This window comes from Curvibacter sp. APW13, assembly GCF_032337135.1.
Lineage (GTDB): Bacteria > Pseudomonadota > Gammaproteobacteria > Burkholderiales > Burkholderiaceae_C > Allorhodoferax.
Map to the genome: position 1 here is coordinate 586,409 of NZ_JAVXZZ010000001.1, position 16,911 is coordinate 603,319.

Below are 16,911 nucleotides of genomic sequence, written 5' to 3' on the forward strand. Positions count from 1 at the left end.
AAGGATCTCAAGAAGTCTTTCTTCTTGTTTTGCTTCGCAGCGATCAGCGAAGCCTTGTATTATGACACAGTTTTTTGCAACCCGTCAAATTTTTTGCGTTTTTTTCAGCACTCAGCTCTCATCGAGACACCTAACGCTGAAAAAAACGCCCCAGCGTATGCTGGGGCGTTTTCGGCATAAATAGCCTGACGATGACCTACTTTCGCACGGGAACCCGCACTATCATTGGCGCTGAGGCGTTTCACTGTCCTGTTCGGGATGGGAAGGAGTGGGACCACCTCGCTATGGTCGTCAGGCATAACTTTTTGTCTTCGTGACTGGGTCAGGAAGACCAATTCATAGAGCTAATCAGCTTGTCTTTACGACGCTGTTCATTGCTGAACAGTCATTTGAATGCGTCAACTTGGCATAACTATTCTTTGAGACACAACTTGTGAATCAAAGTTATAGGGTCAAGCCGCACGAGCAATTAGTACAGGTTAGCTTAACGCATTACTACGCTTCCACACCCTGCCTATCAACGTCCTGGTCTTGAACGACTCTTTAGGGGGCTCAAGGCCCCGGCAGATCTCATCTTGAAACGAGTTTCCCGCTTAGATGCTTTCAGCGGTTATCTCTTCCACACATAGCTACTCGGCAATGCCACTGGCGTGACAACCGATACACCAGAGGTGTGTCCACTCCGGTCCTCTCGTACTAGGAGCAGGCTTCCTCAAATCTGCAGCGCCCACGGAAGATAGGGACCAAACTGTCTCACGACGTTTTAAACCCAGCTCACGTACCTCTTTAAATGGCGAACAGCCATACCCTTGGGACCGGCTACAGCCCCAGGATGAGATGAGCCGACATCGAGGTGCCAAACACCGCCGTCGATATGAACTCTTGGGCGGTATCAGCCTGTTATCCCCAGAGTACCTTTTATCCGTTGAGCGATGGCCCTTCCATACAGAACCACCGGATCACTATGTCCTGCTTTCGCATCTGCTCGACTTGTCAGTCTCGCAGTTAAGCACGCTTATGCCATTGCACTATCGTCACGATGTCCGACCGTAACTAGCGTACCTTCGAACTCCTCCGTTACGCTTTGGGAGGAGACCGCCCCAGTCAAACTGCCTACCATGCACTGTCCCCGATCCAGATAATGGACCTAGGTTAGAACCTCAAACACACCAGGGTGGTATTTCAACGTTGGCTCCATAAGATCTAGCGACCCTACTTCAAAGCCTCCCACCTATCCTACACAGATCTGTTCAAAGTCCAATACAAAGCTACAGTAAAGGTTCATGGGGTCTTTCCGTCTTTCCGCGGGGAGATTGCATCATCACAAACATTTCAACTTCGCTGAGTCTCGGGAGGAGACAGTGTGGCCATCGTTACGCCATTCGTGCAGGTCGGAACTTACCCGACAAGGAATTTCGCTACCTTAGGACCGTTATAGTTACGGCCGCCGTTTACTGGGACTTCAATCAAGAGCTTGCACCCCATCATTTAATCTTCCAGCACCGGGCAGGCGTCACACCCTATACGTCCACTTTCGTGTTTGCAGAGTGCTGTGTTTTTAATAAACAGTCGCAGCCACCGATTTTTTGCAACCCCTTTTAGCTCCAGACGCGAGGTCCTTCACTGACTTGGGGCACACCTTCTTCCGAAGTTACGGTGTCAATTTGCCGAGTTCCTTCTCCCGAGTTCTCTCAAGCGCCTTAGAATACTCATCTCGCGCACCAGTGTCGGTTTGCGGTACGGTCGTCAATAGCTGAAGCTTAGTGGCTTTTCCTGGAAGCAGGGTATCACTCACTTCGGCAGCAAGCTGCCTCGTTATCACTCCTCATCTAAGCCCGGCGGATTTGCCTACCAGGCACGACTACAAGCTTGAACCAACATATCCAACAGTTGGCTGAGTTAACCTTCTCCGTCCCCACATCGCACTATTGATCGGTACAGGAATATTGACCTGTTTCCCATCAGCTACGCATCTCTGCCTCGCCTTAGGGGCCGACTCACTCTACGCCGATGAACGTTGCGTAGAAAACCTTGCGCTTACGGCGAGGGGGCTTTTCACCCCCTTTAACGCTACTCATGTCAGCATTCGCACTTCTGATACCTCCAGCAGGCTTTACAACCCACCTTCACAGGCTTACAGAACGCTCTCCTACCACTTGCAATAAATTGCAAATCCGCAGCTTCGGTAACTGGCTTAGCCCCGTTACATCTTCCGCGCAGGACGACTCGATCAGTGAGCTATTACGCTTTCTTTAAATGATGGCTGCTTCTAAGCCAACATCCTGACTGTTTTAGCCTTCCCACTTCGTTTCCCACTTAGCCAATTTTAGGGACCTTAGCTGGCGGTCTGGGTTGTTTCCCTCTTGAGTCCGGACGTTAGCACCCGGTGCTCTGTCTCCCAAGCTGTACTCAACGGTATTCGGAGTTTGCATTGGTTTGGTAAGTCGCCATGACCCCCTAGCCAAAACAGTGCTCTACCCCCGTCGGTAATACTTGAGGCACTACCTAAATAGTTTTCGGAGAGAACCAGCTATTTCCAAGTTTGTTTAGCCTTTCACCCCTATCCACAGCTCATCCGCTAGTTTTGCAACACTAGTCGGTTCGGACCTCCAGTACCTGTTACGGCACCTTCATCCTGGCCATGGATAGATCACTTGGTTTCGGGTCTACACCCAGCGACTGGACGCCCTATTCGGACTCGATTTCTCTACGGCTTCCCTATTCGGTTAACCTTGCCACTGAATGTAAGTCGCTGACCCATTATACAAAAGGTACGCAGTCACCCTTGCGGGCTCCTACTTTTTGTAAGCATGCGGTTTCAGGATCTATTTCACTCCCCTCCCGGGGTTCTTTTCGCCTTTCCCTCACGGTACTAGTTCACTATCGGTCAATGATGAGTATTTAGCCTTGGAGGATGGTCCCCCCATATTCAGACAGGATTACACGTGTCCCGCCCTACTTTTCTCTAGCTCAGTACCACACAGGTCATTTCACGTACGGGGCTATCACCCACTATGGCCGCCCTTTCCAGAGCGTTCCGTTATGTCTTGCGCTATCACTAGAAGGCTTCTCCGATTTCGCTCGCCACTACTTTCGGAATCTCGGTTGATGTCTTTTCCTCGAGCTACTGAGATGTTTCAGTTCACCCGGTTCGCCTCGCATGACTATGTATTCATCATGCGATACCTTTCGGTGGGTTTCCCCATTCGGAAATCTCCGGATCAAAGCTAATTTGCCAGCTCCCCGAAGCTTATCGCAGGCTATCACGTCCTTCGTCGCCTATCATTGCCAAGGCATCCACCACATGCTCTTATTCACTTGACCCTATAACTTTGACCACTCTTTCAAGCACTCAAGTTATCTTCAAGGAATATTGACAGGTCTCTCACCTGTCGCGTTATGCCGCATTCAAATTGCTTTGAATGATTCGAATTTCAAACGTGAAGTTTGATATTCATTTTGACGCAATCAAATATGTCGCTGGCGGCACGGTGTGCACTAAACCTTTACGAATGTGCACTTTCCGCCAGCAACGCTGATTAAACTCTATGAATTGTTAAAGAACAGCCTGTTGATCAGTTAATACCAAACAACAATAAAGAAGTCTTCTCAAACTGCTTTATTGTTGATGCACAAACATCAACGCGATAAGGATTGGTGGAGGTGACAGGACTCGAACCCGCTACCTACTGCTTGCAAAGCAGCCGCTCTCCCAGCTGAGCTACACCCCCAAAACCAGAAGTACGTTGGACGACGTGGTGGGTCTGGTTGGTCTCGAACCAACGACCCCCGCCTTATCAAGACGGTGCTCTAACCAACTGAGCTACAGACCCAAGCCGGTCACCAGTGACCAGGCCACAAGTAGCCCGCATCGTTAGCGACAACCTTCCAACAACCGATAAGTGTGAGCGCCTGCTTGAGTTGCAGTTTTCCAGAAAGGAGGTGATCCAGCCGCACCTTCCGATACGGCTACCTTGTTACGACTTCACCCCAGTCACGAACCCTGCCGTGGTAATCGCCCTCCTTGCGGTTAGGCTAACTACTTCTGGCAGAACCCGCTCCCATGGTGTGACGGGCGGTGTGTACAAGACCCGGGAACGTATTCACCGTGACATTCTGATCCACGATTACTAGCGATTCCGACTTCACGCAGTCGAGTTGCAGACTGCGATCCGGACTACGACTGGCTTTATGGGATTAGCTCCCCCTCGCGGGTTGGCAACCCTTTGTACCAGCCATTGTATGACGTGTGTAGCCCCACCTATAAGGGCCATGAGGACTTGACGTCATCCCCACCTTCCTCCGGCTTATCACCGGCAGTCTCATTAGAGTGCCCTTTCGTAGCAACTAATGACAAGGGTTGCGCTCGTTGCGGGACTTAACCCAACATCTCACGACACGAGCTGACGACAGCCATGCAGCACCTGTGTTACGGCTCTCTTTCGAGCACGAAGCCATCTCTGGCAACTTCCGTACATGTCAAAGGTGGGTAAGGTTTTTCGCGTTGCATCGAATTAAACCACATCATCCACCGCTTGTGCGGGTCCCCGTCAATTCCTTTGAGTTTCAACCTTGCGGCCGTACTCCCCAGGCGGTCAACTTCACGCGTTAGCTTCGTTACTGAGTCAGTTAAGACCCAACAACCAGTTGACATCGTTTAGGGCGTGGACTACCAGGGTATCTAATCCTGTTTGCTCCCCACGCTTTCGTGCATGAGCGTCAGTACAGGCCCAGGGGATTGCCTTCGCCATCGGTGTTCCTCCGCATATCTACGCATTTCACTGCTACACGCGGAATTCCATCCCCCTCTGCCGTACTCCAGCCATGCAGTCACAAATGCAGGTCCCAGGTTGAGCCCGGGGATTTCACATCTGTCTTACATAACCGCCTGCGCACGCTTTACGCCCAGTAATTCCGATTAACGCTCGCACCCTACGTATTACCGCGGCTGCTGGCACGTAGTTAGCCGGTGCTTATTCTTACGGTACCGTCATGAGCCCCCTGTATTAGAGAGAGCCTTTTCGCTCCGTACAAAAGCAGTTTACAACCCGAAGGCCTTCATCCTGCACGCGGCATTGCTGGATCAGGCTTGCGCCCATTGTCCAAAATTCCCCACTGCTGCCTCCCGTAGGAGTCTGGACCGTGTCTCAGTTCCAGTGTGGCTGGTCGTCCTCTCAGACCAGCTACAGATCGTCGCCTTGGTAAGCTTTTACCCCACCAACTAGCTAATCTGATATCGGCCACTCCAATCGCGCGAGGTCTTGCGATCCCCCGCTTTCATCCATAGATCGTATGCGGTATTAGCACAGCTTTCGCTGCGTTATCCCCCACGACTGGGCACGTTCCGATACATTACTCACCCGTTCGCCACTCGCCACCAGGATTGCTCCCGTGCTGCCGTTCGACTTGCATGTGTAAGGCATGCCGCCAGCGTTCAATCTGAGCCAGGATCAAACTCTATAGTTCGATCTTGAATTTTTTCGCTCTTTCGAGCAACTCATAAAAACGGAATTGAAGTGAACTTCACTTCTATCTCTATGAGCGTTTACAGGTCATTTAAGACCCGGTTCCGTAGAACTTGGCAACTACCAACAAACGCCCACACTTATCGGCTGTAACTTGTTAAGGATCTCAAGAAGTCTTTCTTCTTGTTTTGCTTCGCAGCGATCAGCGAAGCCTTGTATTATGACACAGTTTTTTGCAACCCGTCAAATTTTTTGCGTTTTTTTCAGCACTCAGCTCTCATCAAGGCACCTAACGCTGAAAAAAACGCCCCAGCGAGCTAGGCTCGTCATTGGGGAGGCGGGATTGTATACCAAGAATGTGGCTTGTCAGCAAAAAATCAAGCGCCGCTCAAAGTTTCTTTGGCAGGCCGGCACTATAAATTAGCGCAGAGTCTTTCTGTAAGGGCAGATACTCGCTGCCATACCGGGGCGCCTGAAGGCGGCAGCGTCCCTAACATAAACAACCCTACGCCGCGCCCTCCCTCAGCCGGCAAGCGACTGCCTTTGGGATACACACCCCAGAAAACGAAGGGCGGCATTCCACAAGTTCAAACGATGAAAAATTCATGAAGCCCACCGATGAACGCCGGAGGCGATTCCAGTAGATCGAGTAACTTGCAAAGCCCATCAAGTGCCTCGTCCATAGGCGTCCTCCAGTCGAACGATGTCGTCTTCCCCGAGGTAGGCTCCAGACTGGACTTCGATGATTTCCAGCGGAACCTTGCCGGGGTTGGCCAGTCGGTGCACCTGACCAACAGGGATGTAGGTGCTTTGGTTTTCGGTCAGCAATAGGGTGTCGTCGCCATTCGTTACCTGCGCGGTTCCTCGAACCACGATCCAGTGCTCGGCGCGGTGGTGGTGCTTTTGAAGGCTCAGGGATGCACCGGGTTTGACCACGATACGCTTGACCTGGAAACGTTCGCCAGCATCAATGCTGTCATAGGCTCCCCAGGGACGGGCCACACGGCGGTGGTGCTGGGCCTGGGGAATGCCTGCCTTTTCCAACAGAGCGACAACGCTTTTGACTCCTTCGGCCTGCGCACTCGATGCCACCAGCAAAGCGTCGGCCGTGTCCACGATGAGCAGGTTGTCGGTTCCCAGTGCCACCACGGGGCGGTGTGGCGCGTGTACGTAGGTGTTGCTGGCGCTCACGACAAAGCCCTGGCCGTGGATGCGGTTACCCTGGGCATCGGCTGGACTGAGTTCGGCCACGGCGTTCCAGCTGCCGACATCGCTCCAGCCGCCAGTGAAGGGCACCACGGCCACGGCGCCCGCCGTTTGCGCAGCGTGCTCCATGAGCGCATAGTCAATGCTCTCGCTGCGGCAAGCAGCGAAGGCTGTGGCGTCGATACGGCGGAAGTCACCATCCGAGGTCTGCGTTGCAAATGCAGCGCGACAGGACTGAGCAATGTCGCTCGCATGCGCCTCCAGTCCGGCCAACAAAACATCGGCACGGCACAGGAACACGCCTGCGTTCCAGAAATGACCGCCTTCGAGCAGCATCGCCTGCGCGCGGTCGGCCTGGGGTTTTTCGATGAAGCGGCGCACAGCGCGGGCGTGCGGGTCGCCGCCCAAGGCCTCGCCCTGCTGGATGTAGCCATAGGCGGTGCTCGGAAAGCTCGGCTGCACCCCAAAGGTAACGATGGCGCCACCATGCGCCGCAGCCAGCCCGTGGCGCACGGTGTCGGCAAAGGCATGGGCGTCAGGAATGTGGTGGTCGGCGGGCAGGAACAGCAGCAGATCCTGTGGCGCCACGTTCAATGCGGCCCAAGCCATGGCAGCCGCAGTGTTGCGTGCCACGGGCTCCAGCAGGATGGTGCTGGCGGCATTCGCGTCCGCACTCTCCACACACTCTTGCACCAGGAAACGATGGTCTTCACTGGCCACCACCAGCGCATGCGGGCCCACCAAGGCGGCACGTTCCAGGGTCAGCGCCAGCAGACTCTTGCCGCCGACCAGCGGGACAAATTGCTTGGGCAGACTCTTACGGGACAGAGGCCACAAGCGCGTGCCACTGCCACCGCACAGGACGACACTGGTAATAGAAGCGTTAGTAAGCGAAATCGTCATGGAGTTACAACCCGGTTACGGCGACAGCGCCGAAGGCAGAAGATGATGGACTGGATTGTCGCCGATCCCCCAAAGGCTAAAATGACCACCCATCCCCTCCCGATCAGCCTCTGGATAGTCACCATGAACCGCTGCCTCCGTACCCTTCTGGCCCCCGCGGCCATCGTGCTGACCCTGGGCCAGGCCCAGGCGCAGGACATCATCCGCCAGACCATCCCTGGCAATGCCCAGCTCGGCGTGATGCAGGTGACCGTCCCGCCCGAGGTACTGATAGACGGCAAGGTAGACAGGCTCTCACCCGGCTCCCGCATCCGGGCCGAGAACAACATGATGGTGGTCTCCGGCGCGTTGTCGGGTCAGAAGTTGCTGGTGGCCTATGTGCGCGAACCCCAGGGCATGCTGCACGACGTGTGGATCCTGAACGCTGCCGAACGCGCCGCCGTGCTGCAGAAGCAGCAGGCCGGCCCCCCTGCAACAACCTCCTCCGGCAACTGAAAGCGGCCGCCCCACACAGGGGCAAAATCCTGACCTAGCCCGCACAAACATTGCGGCAATAGCTCCTATTTCAATAGCGACTGCAATACCATGGCGAAAAAAGTGTTCATCAAAACGTTCGGCTGCCAGATGAACGAGTACGACTCGGACAAGATGGCCGACGTGCTGGGCGCTGCCCAGGGCTACGAACCGACCAATAACGTGGACGAGGCTGACCTGATTTTGTTCAACACCTGCTCGGTACGCGAGAAGGCACAGGAGAAGGTGTTTTCCGACCTGGGGCGCATCAAGCACCTCAAGGCCAAGGGTGTGCAGATCGGTGTCGGCGGCTGCGTGGCAAGCCAGGAAGGCGAAGAGATCATCAAGCGCGCTCCCTATGTGGACGTGGTGTTCGGCCCGCAGACCCTGCACCGTCTGCCGGAACTGCTGGAGGCGCGACGCACACAGGACCGCTCGCAGGTGGACATCAGTTTCCCCGAGATCGAGAAGTTCGACCACCTGCCTCCCGCCAAGGTCGACGGCGCATCCGCCTTTGTTAGCATCATGGAAGGCTGCAACAAGTACTGCAGCTACTGCGTGGTGCCCTACACGCGCGGCACCGAAATCAACCGTCCTTTCGAGGACGTGCTGGTGGAAGTGGCGGGCTTGGCCGACCAGGGCGTGAAGGAAATCACCCTGCTGGGCCAGAACGTGAATGCCTGGCGCAACCCCATGGGCGCCACAGCCGAGATGGCCGACTTTGCCACTTTGCTCGAATACGTGAGCGACATTCCCGGCATCGAACGCCTTCGCTTCACCACCAGCCACCCCAACGAATTCACGCCCAGCCTGATTGCCGCCTACGAGAAGCTACCCAAACTGGTGAGCCATCTGCACCTTCCGGTGCAGCACGGCAGCGACAAGATCCTGATGGCCATGAAGCGCGGCTACACCGCCATGGAGTACAAGAGCACAGTGCGCAAACTGCGGGCCATCCGCCCGGACATGCGCATGAGCTCGGACTTCATCGTCGGATTCCCAGGCGAAACCGAGGACGACCACGCCAAGCTCATGAAACTCATGGACGACGTGGTGTTCGACAACAGCTTCAGCTTCATCTACAGCCCACGCCCCGGCACGCCGGCGGCCAACCTGGCCGATGACACCCCGCACGAGGTCAAGCTACGCCGACTGCAGGAAGTGCAGGCCAATATCAACGCCAACATCACCCGCATCAGCGAAAGCCTGCGCGGTAGCACCCAGCGCCTGCTGGTGGAAGGTCGCAGCAAGCGTGACGGCAGCGAACTGATGGGCCGCACCGAATGCAATCGGGTAGTGAACTTTGCGGCCCCCGAGCGCCTGATCGGCCAGATGGTGGATGTGAAGATCACCGACACCCGCACGTATACGCTGCGGGGCGAGGTTCTGACGCGCCCTTGACACTATCGAATCGCTATAACGTTGATAGCTAGTTACGCAATATCTACGCCGACTCCAGTCCATTTTTAACAGTATTCGGCGACTGCAAAACCAACACCAAGCGCTACCTGGACGTCAGCGCCCATGGGTAGCCATGAAGGTATTTGTCCACCACGGCCCGGATCGCATTGCGCTTCTCCAGGCGCTGCACCGCCTCCCGGAGCGCCTGTAGCACGGTCGGGTCGGCATTGGCCTTGCAGAAGAATAACTCGAAATACTGCGTACTCAACACCAAGGGTGGCCCCAACTGCTCCTTGGCAATGCCGAGTTTGATCGCGTTGTAGTACAGGCCCACCGACGACCCGATTCCGGCATCCAAGCGGTCCCGCATCAACATCCGCATGGTCTGTGCATAGTCGTTGACCTCGTATTTCTGGATCCTCGGGTCTGCATCGAAGGCGGGGTCAAACCGCCCTCCACGCGGAACCCCCACCGTTTTGCCCGCCAATTCGGCCAAGCTGCGCCATGCATTGGGCGCACGACCCACCACGATTGTCGGCAGGCCCAGCACCCGCGTCACCGCTATGGCGCCTTCGGCCAAATCGGCATTGCCGTAGCGCAAGACAAAATCCGCATCACCACGTACCACGGACAAGGCTGTGCGCTGGTAAGGCTCGATACGGTTGGTAGAGGCATAACCAGCTTCCGTGGCGATCAGGTTGCCGATCTCGAACATCATTCCTGTGGGTTTTCCGTCTTCAGCAAAGAATCCGAACGGTGCCGACTCGATGGTCACGATGCGCAGTTCGCGCGCCCAGCCCGCTCCGGCGCCGAACCCAATCATGGCCCACACTGCGAGGCACAACCTCCATCCCTTGCTCATTGGTTCCCCCTAAACGATGGATGCCCATTCCCAGCACCCACTGTTGACCGGCAGCACCGATTCCAGAAAGCAGCTGCCCGTTGCGCCGACCCTTCGCGCCCAACCGATCAGAATGGCATCTTGGGCATGCCCTTCATGCCACCCATGCGCTTCATCATCTTCATCAGGCCGCCGCCCTTCATTTTCTTCATCATCTCCTGCATCTGCTCGAATTCCTTGAGCAGGCGGTTCACGTCCTGCACCTGAACACCGGCCCCTGCGGCGATACGGCGCTTGCGCGTGGCCTTGATGAGTTCGGGCTTGCGGCGCTCCTGTTTGGTCATGGAGCAGATGATGCCTTCCTTGCGCTTGATGTCGCGCTCGGCCTTGTCCATGTCGACCTGGCCGGCCTTGGCCGCCAGCTGCGAAGGCAGCTTGTCCATGAGGCTGGAGAGGCCGCCCATCTGCTTCATCTGCTGCAGTTGGGCCAGGAAGTCGTTGAGGTCGAAACCGCCACCGCCCTTGACCTTTTCAGCCAGCTTCTTGGCGGCTTCAATGTCGACACCGGCCGTGACCTGCTCCACCAGCGCCACGATGTCGCCCATGCCCAGGATGCGCCCGGCGTGGCGCTCGGCGTCGAATACCTCCAGGCCGTCGATCTTTTCGCTGACACCGGCAAACTTGATCGGGGCACCGGTGATTTGGCGCACCGACAAAGCGGCACCACCCCGGGAATCGCCGTCCAGTTTGGTCAGCACAATGCCGGTGAGTGGCAGAGCCTCCTTGAACGCCTTGGCGGTGTTGGCGGCATCCTGGCCCTGCATCGCATCGACGACAAACAGCGTTTCCACCGGATGGATGGCGGCATGCAGCTGCTTGATTTCTGACATAAGCGCTTCGTCAATCGCCAGCCGCCCTGCCGTATCGACCAACAATACGTCAAAGAAGTGCTTCTTGGCGTAGTCCAAGGCCGCCAATGCGATGTCCACTGGCTTCTGTTCCGATGTGGACGGGAACCACTCAGCGCCCGCCTGGGCCGAAACGGTCTTGAGTTGCTCGATGGCCGCGGGACGATAGACGTCGCCCGACACGGTCAGCACCTTCTTCTTGCGCTTCTCGATCAGGTGCTTGGCCAGCTTGGCCGTGGTAGTGGTCTTACCCGCCCCTTGCAGACCTGCCATCAGGATGACTGCTGGCGGCTGGGTGGCGAGGTTGATGTCGCTCACGCCCTCGCCCATGGTGGCGGCCAATTCCTTGCTCACAATGCTCACCAGCACCTGACCCGGCTGCAACGAGCCCATCACCTCTTCGCCCAAGGCTTTTTCCTTCACCCGGGCCACGAAGTCGCGCACCACCGGCAGCGCCACATCGGCTTCCAGCAGGGCCATGCGCACCTCGCGCAACATATCGGAAACGTTGGCTTCGGTAATGCGCGCTTGACCACGCAGTTCCTTGACGAGGCGGGAAAGTTTGTCGGAAAGTGCGGAGGCCATAAGAATTTGCGTTAAACGCAGGCAATAGAAGGTGGAATGGGCCTTGCGCAAACCGGCAAGGCGCTAAACTTGGCCCATGATTTTAGCCAGCGCGTCCCCTGCCAGCCAGTTGGCCACCTTGTTGGCCGCAACCTGCTATGCATGGCCGGCCATCCGAGGTGCCCGCACACCGGACTCGGTCGCACGGCGCTGGGTGCTTATCGCTTGGATTGCGCATGCAGTCGCTTTGGCTCTGGGCATCGGTGGCGGCGACGCACGGTTTGGGTTCGCACCGGCCTTGTCCATGACAGTGTGGCTGGTCGCCGCGGTCTACGCCGTTGAATCCCAATTCTTTCCCCAAATCCGGACACGATGGGCCTTGAGTTCCGTCGGCGTTGTGGCTGTTCTATTGGCCGAGTTGTTTCCAGGCGCCCATCTGAGTTCCAACTCCTCCGGCTGGCTCGCGTTGCATCTGGTGCTTGGCGTTGCGTGCTATGGACTGTTTGCGGCAGCGGTCATGCACGCGTGGCTGATGGGGCGCGCAGAATCGAGCATTCGCTTGGCCAAGGACCCGCACACCGGCATTCCGTTGCTGACCCTGGAACGCCTGACCTACCGGCTTGCTGGCGCCGGTTTCGGACTGCTGACATTGACGCTGGTAGCAGGCTGGCTGTTCAGTGATGTCCTTTACGGCTCAGGGCACGCCTGGGTCTGGAATCACAAGACCGTATTCGCCGTGTTGGCTTGGGTGGTATTTGCCACCCTGCTGGCGGGGCGCAGGTTTTTCGGTTGGAGAGGAAAGCGCGCAACCCGTGTTCTGTATGCGGGTGCCACACTGCTGCTCCTGGCCTATGTCGGTTCTCGGTTCGTATTGGAAGTGGTATTGGGGCGGACAACGTGAAATACCTGATCGTGCTGGCCCTGGTCGCGCTGCTGGTCTGGAAATGGCAGGCCGCACGACCAAGGCGTGAGCGCCCACCACAGACGGCAGTGCCATCCAAGGGCGTGGATCCCGCGGGCACACCGATGCACGCCTGTTCGTTTTGCGGCTTGCATGTACCGCAACCAGAAGCAGTACGAGGTGCCCAGGCATGGTACTGCTGCGAAGCCCACCGCCGCCGCGCTGAGGCCTGAATGTCCGTGAATCCGGAGTCGGTACAACAATCCTGGTTCGGAGACCCCCGGGCATATACGCCAAGGCCCCCCGCAACGCCAGAAACCCACCGGCTATGGCTCGGTTTTATGACTGCGCGCCTGACTGTCGCTGCGGTGCTATTGATCGTGCAGGGTTCGCTGTTTTTCCTGACGCCAAACCACAGCCTGACCTTGACCATGCTGTGCACACTTTATTTGGCTGCGACACTGATTTCGCGTTTTGTGCTTCAGCCCCAACCATTGGGGGGGGCAATCAATCCGATGTGGACACTGCTCGTCGGGGTCGACATCTTGGTATTTGCTGCGTTACAGGTAACCCAGAACCCTGGTATCAATTACACACCCCTGTTTGCATTGCCAATACTGTTTGCCTCGGTTCTGGGTACGCTCACCTTGGCATTGGGCACGGCGGCAAGTGTGACGCTACTGCTGATGGGTGGCAGTTATTGGAATTCCCTGCAGTCTCTGACAGACGCCACACCGTACCTGGTACAGGCTGCGCTCAGTGGAGCGGGCTATTTCGCCGTAGCCTTCCTGGCACATCAGCTGGCCGTGCGGCTTGTATTGGAAAGCGAGCGCGCGCGCCAGGGTCAGCGCGCTGCAAACATGCAAAAGCGGGTTAATGAGCTCGTGATCGAAAACTTGCCCGATGGAGTCTTGATTCTGGACAGCCACGGCTGGGTTCGGGCTGCCAATCCGGCCGCTCGCGATATGCTGGAGATGGGGCCGCAGTCCTCTGGCGCAATGGATCTGAAGTCGCAACCCGCCTGGTCAGCGCTGTTCGAATTGGCGCGGACCAGCCTCGGTACAGGTCAGCCCCTCGAAGAGCAAATACGCCTAGGGCGTCAGGACCGCAGTGGCCGCCTCCTGCGCGTGCGCACACGGCTGGCCCAGCCCTTGGGCGCGGACGGAGAAAACCTATGCGTCATTTTTCTTCAGGACCACCGCGAATTGGAAGCGCGGCTGCGCACTGAAAAGTTGGCCAGCATGGGACGCATGTCCGCCGCTGTCGCCCACGAGATCCGCAACCCGCTGGCGGCCATCAGTCAGGCGAACGCTCTTTTGAGCGAGGACCTGAACGACCCACGCTTGCTCCGCCTCAGCAACATGGTGGATCAAAATGCACGCCGACTGGGAAAAATCGTGGATGACATCCTGAACGTTAGCAGGGTGCAGCCCCATTCGCGCTCCGACGAACCGTTTGCCGAACTGGTCGGCGTATCGAACTGTGTCGCACAACATGTAGCCGAGTGGCTGCAGCAAAACCCCTGGCGCCATGAAATCCCTGTTGAACGCATGGGAGAAGAGGCAGATATCCGATTCGAAAACGACCACTTGAGGCGTATTCTGTTCAACCTTCTGGATAACGCCCATCGGTATGCCAGTGCAACTCCCGGAGCAATTCGCGTGTGGGTTGATACCACTTCCGTTGAAGAGCCCTCGGTCGGCGTATGGAGCAATGGAGCCCCATTGGACCCATCCGTGCTGCAACACCTGTTTGAACCCTTTTTTTCTTCCGAGAGCCGCTCCAGCGGACTGGGCTTGTTCTTGTGTCGCGAGTTGTGCGCACAGCATGGAGCCACATTGGTATACCGTCGCGTTCCTGCCCCCATGTCGGACGGCACACAAACCGGTAACGCGTTCGTGCTGATGGCGCAACGCGCGCATGCCTCGACAACGGGACTGCGTCATACACTTTCCACCCCATGGCAACCCACCCTGTATTGAGAGAGGCCCACGTTCTCGTCGTGGACGATGAACCGGACCTGCGCACACTCTACGAACTCACCTTGTTGCGTGAGGGGTACCGCGTGGACACGGCAGAGTCGGTTGCACAGGCACAGCAGTTGCTGAAAGCGGATCAATTTGATGTCGTCCTCACCGATATGCGACTTCCGGACGGTTCCGGCACAGACATACTGACCATGCTGAAGTCGATGGGGCGTAGCGAGCGCTGTGTTGTCATCACGGCATATGGATCAGCAGAAAATGCGGTCTCCTCCCTTAAAGCTGGTGCCTTCGACTACCTGACAAAACCTGTAGACCTGCGCCAGTTCCGCAATGTCGTCAATGCAGCGATCCAGGAAGGTCAAACGATCGCGCGCGCGGTGAAAGCCAACACCGCCGTTAACACCCCCAACAGTTCGCTGTCCGATGAGCGGCTGATGCGCTTGGTCGGGCAGTCGGCGTGCATGCAACAAGTGCGGGAGCGAATCGTGAAGGTCGCCCGCAGCATGGCACCAGTGATGGTGTGTGGCGAGTCGGGGACTGGCAAGGAACTCGTGGCGCAAGCAATCCACCACTGCAGCCACCGAGCACGCGGCCCCTGGGTAGCGGTGAATTGCAGTGCCATTCCTGAGCATCTTCTCGAAGCGGAGTTTTTTGGTGCGCGCAAAGGTGCTTTCACTGGCGCCACACAGGATCGACCCGGCTTTTTCCAGGCCGCCGACGGTGGAACCCTGTTTCTGGACGAGATAGGCGACCTCCCCCAGTCCATGCAGGCAAAACTGTTGCGTGTCATTCAGGAGCGCAGTGTGCGAGCGCTTGGGGCGACACAGGAGGAAGCTGTCGATGTTCGCATCGTCAGTGCAACCCACAAGCACTTACCTACCGAGGTACAAGCTGGACGCTTCCGCCAGGACTTGTATTACCGGCTCCATGTCATCGACATCCAGGTACCCCCACTGCGAGAGCGGTTGGAGGACCTTCCGGACTTGTGTAGCTCTCTGTTACAGCGCATAGCCAAGGATTCCGGCCTGCCTGCCAAGCGCATCAGCCCAACGGGATTGGAGCAACTGCGTCGACTTCCGCTGGCAGGCAACGTGCGCGAACTCGAGAACTTGCTACACAGTGCCGTGGCCTTGAGCGATGGAGACGAAATCGACCTGAACGAACTGCAGCCGCGCCTGACCACAGACAGGGTCGATGGCTCGGTTGAGGGAAGTGCCCCGCCCCCTGGCAGCGGAACGCCCACATTGGTGGTCCCTCAGGACTTGCAAGCCCACCTTGATCAGGAGGAGCGACGCATTCTCGTGCAAGTGCTGCAAAACACCGGTTACAACCGCACGTTGGCCGCACAGCGTTTGGGCATCAGTTTGCGTCAGATGCGCTACCGCATTGATCGGCTGGGCATCGATATCCCAGGCACCGGTGATGGGGACTGAAAGGGAAGCCCCCCCCCGCTCCGTCGCAGGCACAGCGTGGCTGCGAGGGTGGTATTCGCTGGCTTTCCATCTACCCTCCCCAAATTTCGGAAAGCGCCCAGGCAACGCGCACATCGACCTGGTGATCATTCATTCGATCAGCCTACCTCCCGGGCAGTTTGGAACCGGTCATGTGCAAGCATTGTTCAGCAATACCATTGACTGGGATGCCCACCCCTACCTCCAAACCATTCGTGGGTTGAAGGTGTCCAGTCATTTCTTCATTGCGCGCAATGGCAGCCTGTGGCAGTTCGTCGATTGCGATGCACGCGCATGGCATGCGGGCGCGTCCCACTACCGAGGGCGGGACAACTGCAACGACGACTCCATCGGCATTGAGCTTGAGGGGCTGGAGGGCCAGTCGTTTGCGCTACCTCAGTACCAACGACTTGAACACCTGCTATCCGATCTGCGCCAGCGCTACCCCCTGACGTATATTGCCGGGCACGAACACGTGGCTCCGGGACGTAAACAAGACCCGGGGCCGGGATTTGACTGGCATTACCTGCGAACTTCGCGTTCCACACAGGGCCTGGCATTTCCAGCCGCCTGAACGGCAGTCCGCACAGCGAGTGGATCGTGCGCTCCAAGTTTCGGAGCACTCCACCATTCTGGCCCGAAAACTAGCAGAACCTGCAGTTTTTTACAATTACCACATTCCCTTGGAAACACTACCAGTAGTGGTCGGTTATACTTTTGACACTAGATGTAGTGCAGCCGGATCACTCCGTTCATACAGACTGCACCCCCGC

At 57.1% G+C, this 16,911-nt stretch carries 11 protein-coding genes, 2 tRNA genes and 3 rRNA genes; 8 read left to right on the forward strand and 8 right to left on the reverse strand.

Features of this window, described 5'->3' with window-relative positions; translation table 11 throughout:
* A partial coding sequence (locus RQP54_RS02655) for a hypothetical protein (RefSeq protein WP_315676624.1) occupies positions 1-180 on the forward strand: 180 nt, incomplete at its 5' end.
* A 3-nt stretch (positions 181-183) separates the two neighbouring features.
* Here the strand turns inward: RQP54_RS02655 and rrf are convergent.
* The 6 genes from rrf to RQP54_RS02685 form a co-directional block, all read right to left on the reverse strand.
* Positions 184-296, reverse strand: a 5S ribosomal RNA gene (gene rrf, locus RQP54_RS02660).
* A 152-nt stretch (positions 297-448) separates the two neighbouring features.
* A 23S ribosomal RNA gene (locus tag RQP54_RS02665) occupies positions 449-3,324 on the reverse strand.
* Between the two features lie 331 nt (positions 3,325-3,655).
* Positions 3,656-3,731: transfer RNA gene (locus RQP54_RS02670), tRNA-Ala, on the reverse strand.
* Positions 3,732-3,756: 25 nt separating this feature from the next.
* Positions 3,757-3,833, reverse strand: a tRNA-Ile gene (locus RQP54_RS02675).
* A gap of 102 nt (positions 3,834-3,935) precedes the next feature.
* Positions 3,936-5,466 (reverse strand): 16S ribosomal RNA (locus RQP54_RS02680).
* The 16S, 23S and 5S rRNA genes sit together here with 2 tRNA genes alongside, the layout of an rRNA operon.
* Before the next feature lie 665 nt (positions 5,467-6,131).
* Positions 6,132-7,574 carry a mannose-1-phosphate guanylyltransferase/mannose-6-phosphate isomerase gene (locus RQP54_RS02685; protein ID WP_315676625.1) on the reverse strand — a complete coding sequence of 481 codons (1,443 nt, stop codon included), beginning with the start codon at positions 7,572-7,574 and terminating at the stop codon, positions 6,132-6,134.
* Positions 7,575-7,697: 123 nt separating this feature from the next.
* Here RQP54_RS02685 and RQP54_RS02690 point away from each other — a divergent pair, with 123 nt between their 5' ends.
* Complete coding sequence (locus RQP54_RS02690; protein WP_315676626.1) at positions 7,698-8,069, forward strand: hypothetical protein; 372 nt, start codon at positions 7,698-7,700, stop codon at positions 8,067-8,069.
* 90 nt (positions 8,070-8,159) lie between these two features.
* Positions 8,160-9,488 (forward strand): tRNA (N6-isopentenyl adenosine(37)-C2)-methylthiotransferase MiaB, encoded by a 1,329-nt coding sequence (gene miaB / locus RQP54_RS02695; RefSeq protein ID WP_315676627.1) that lies wholly within the window; start codon positions 8,160-8,162, stop codon positions 9,486-9,488.
* 103 nt (positions 9,489-9,591) lie between these two features.
* Here miaB and RQP54_RS02700 read toward each other — a convergent pair whose 3' ends face one another.
* Positions 9,592-10,311 carry a transporter substrate-binding domain-containing protein gene (locus RQP54_RS02700; RefSeq protein WP_315676628.1) on the reverse strand — a complete coding sequence of 240 codons (720 nt, stop codon included), beginning with the start codon at positions 10,309-10,311 and terminating at the stop codon, positions 9,592-9,594.
* A 146-nt stretch (positions 10,312-10,457) separates the two neighbouring features.
* Positions 10,458-11,822 (reverse strand): signal recognition particle protein, encoded by a 1,365-nt coding sequence (ffh, locus tag RQP54_RS02705; RefSeq protein ID WP_315676629.1) that lies wholly within the window; start codon positions 11,820-11,822, stop codon positions 10,458-10,460.
* Between the two features lie 76 nt (positions 11,823-11,898).
* On the opposite strand from ffh, the gene RQP54_RS02710 reads away from it, so the two are divergent.
* The 5 genes from RQP54_RS02710 to ampD all read left to right on the forward strand — a co-directional run bounded on the left by RQP54_RS02710 (position 11,899) and on the right by ampD (position 16,712).
* The gene (locus RQP54_RS02710; RefSeq protein WP_315676630.1) at positions 11,899-12,702 is read left to right on the forward strand and encodes an inner membrane protein YpjD; all 804 of its coding nucleotides are present in this window, start codon (positions 11,899-11,901) and stop codon (positions 12,700-12,702) included.
* An 11-nt stretch (positions 12,703-12,713) separates the two neighbouring features.
* Positions 12,714-12,935 carry a PP0621 family protein gene (locus RQP54_RS02715; protein WP_315677735.1) on the forward strand — a complete coding sequence of 74 codons (222 nt, stop codon included), beginning with the start codon at positions 12,714-12,716 and terminating at the stop codon, positions 12,933-12,935.
* Between the two features lie 108 nt (positions 12,936-13,043).
* Positions 13,044-14,684 (forward strand): sensor histidine kinase, encoded by a 1,641-nt coding sequence (locus tag RQP54_RS02720; protein WP_315676631.1) that lies wholly within the window; start codon positions 13,044-13,046, stop codon positions 14,682-14,684.
* Complete coding sequence (locus RQP54_RS02725) at positions 14,663-16,120, forward strand: sigma-54 dependent transcriptional regulator (protein ID WP_315676632.1); 1,458 nt, start codon at positions 14,663-14,665, stop codon at positions 16,118-16,120. The genes RQP54_RS02720 and RQP54_RS02725 overlap by 22 nt, the downstream gene beginning before the upstream one ends.
* On the forward strand, positions 16,110-16,712 hold the full coding sequence (gene ampD, locus RQP54_RS02730; protein ID WP_315676633.1) for a 1,6-anhydro-N-acetylmuramyl-L-alanine amidase AmpD: 603 nt from the start codon (positions 16,110-16,112) through the stop codon (positions 16,710-16,712). The genes RQP54_RS02725 and ampD overlap by 11 nt, the downstream gene beginning before the upstream one ends.
* Positions 16,713-16,911: the final 199 nt, after the last annotated feature.

What these genes read in the sequence shown, in the direction of transcription:
- ampD (WP_315676633.1), top strand. Translation starts at nt 16,110, where the DNA reads ATGGGGACTGAAAGGGAAGCCCCCCCCCGCTCCGTCGCAGGCACAGCG.
- RQP54_RS02685 (WP_315676625.1), bottom strand. Translation starts at nt 7,574, where the DNA reads ATGACGATTTCGCTTACTAACGCTTCTATTACCAGTGTCGTCCTGTGC.
- RQP54_RS02700 (WP_315676628.1), bottom strand. Translation starts at nt 10,311, where the DNA reads ATGATTGGGTTCGGCGCCGGAGCGGGCTGGGCGCGCGAACTGCGCATC.
- RQP54_RS02710 (WP_315676630.1), top strand. Translation starts at nt 11,899, where the DNA reads ATGATTTTAGCCAGCGCGTCCCCTGCCAGCCAGTTGGCCACCTTGTTG.
- ffh (WP_315676629.1), bottom strand. Translation starts at nt 11,822, where the DNA reads ATGGCCTCCGCACTTTCCGACAAACTTTCCCGCCTCGTCAAGGAACTG.
- RQP54_RS02720 (WP_315676631.1), top strand. Translation starts at nt 13,044, where the DNA reads ATGACTGCGCGCCTGACTGTCGCTGCGGTGCTATTGATCGTGCAGGGT.
- RQP54_RS02725 (WP_315676632.1), top strand. Translation starts at nt 14,663, where the DNA reads ATGGCAACCCACCCTGTATTGAGAGAGGCCCACGTTCTCGTCGTGGAC.
- RQP54_RS02690 (WP_315676626.1), top strand. Translation starts at nt 7,698, where the DNA reads ATGAACCGCTGCCTCCGTACCCTTCTGGCCCCCGCGGCCATCGTGCTG.
- miaB (WP_315676627.1), top strand. Translation starts at nt 8,160, where the DNA reads ATGGCGAAAAAAGTGTTCATCAAAACGTTCGGCTGCCAGATGAACGAG.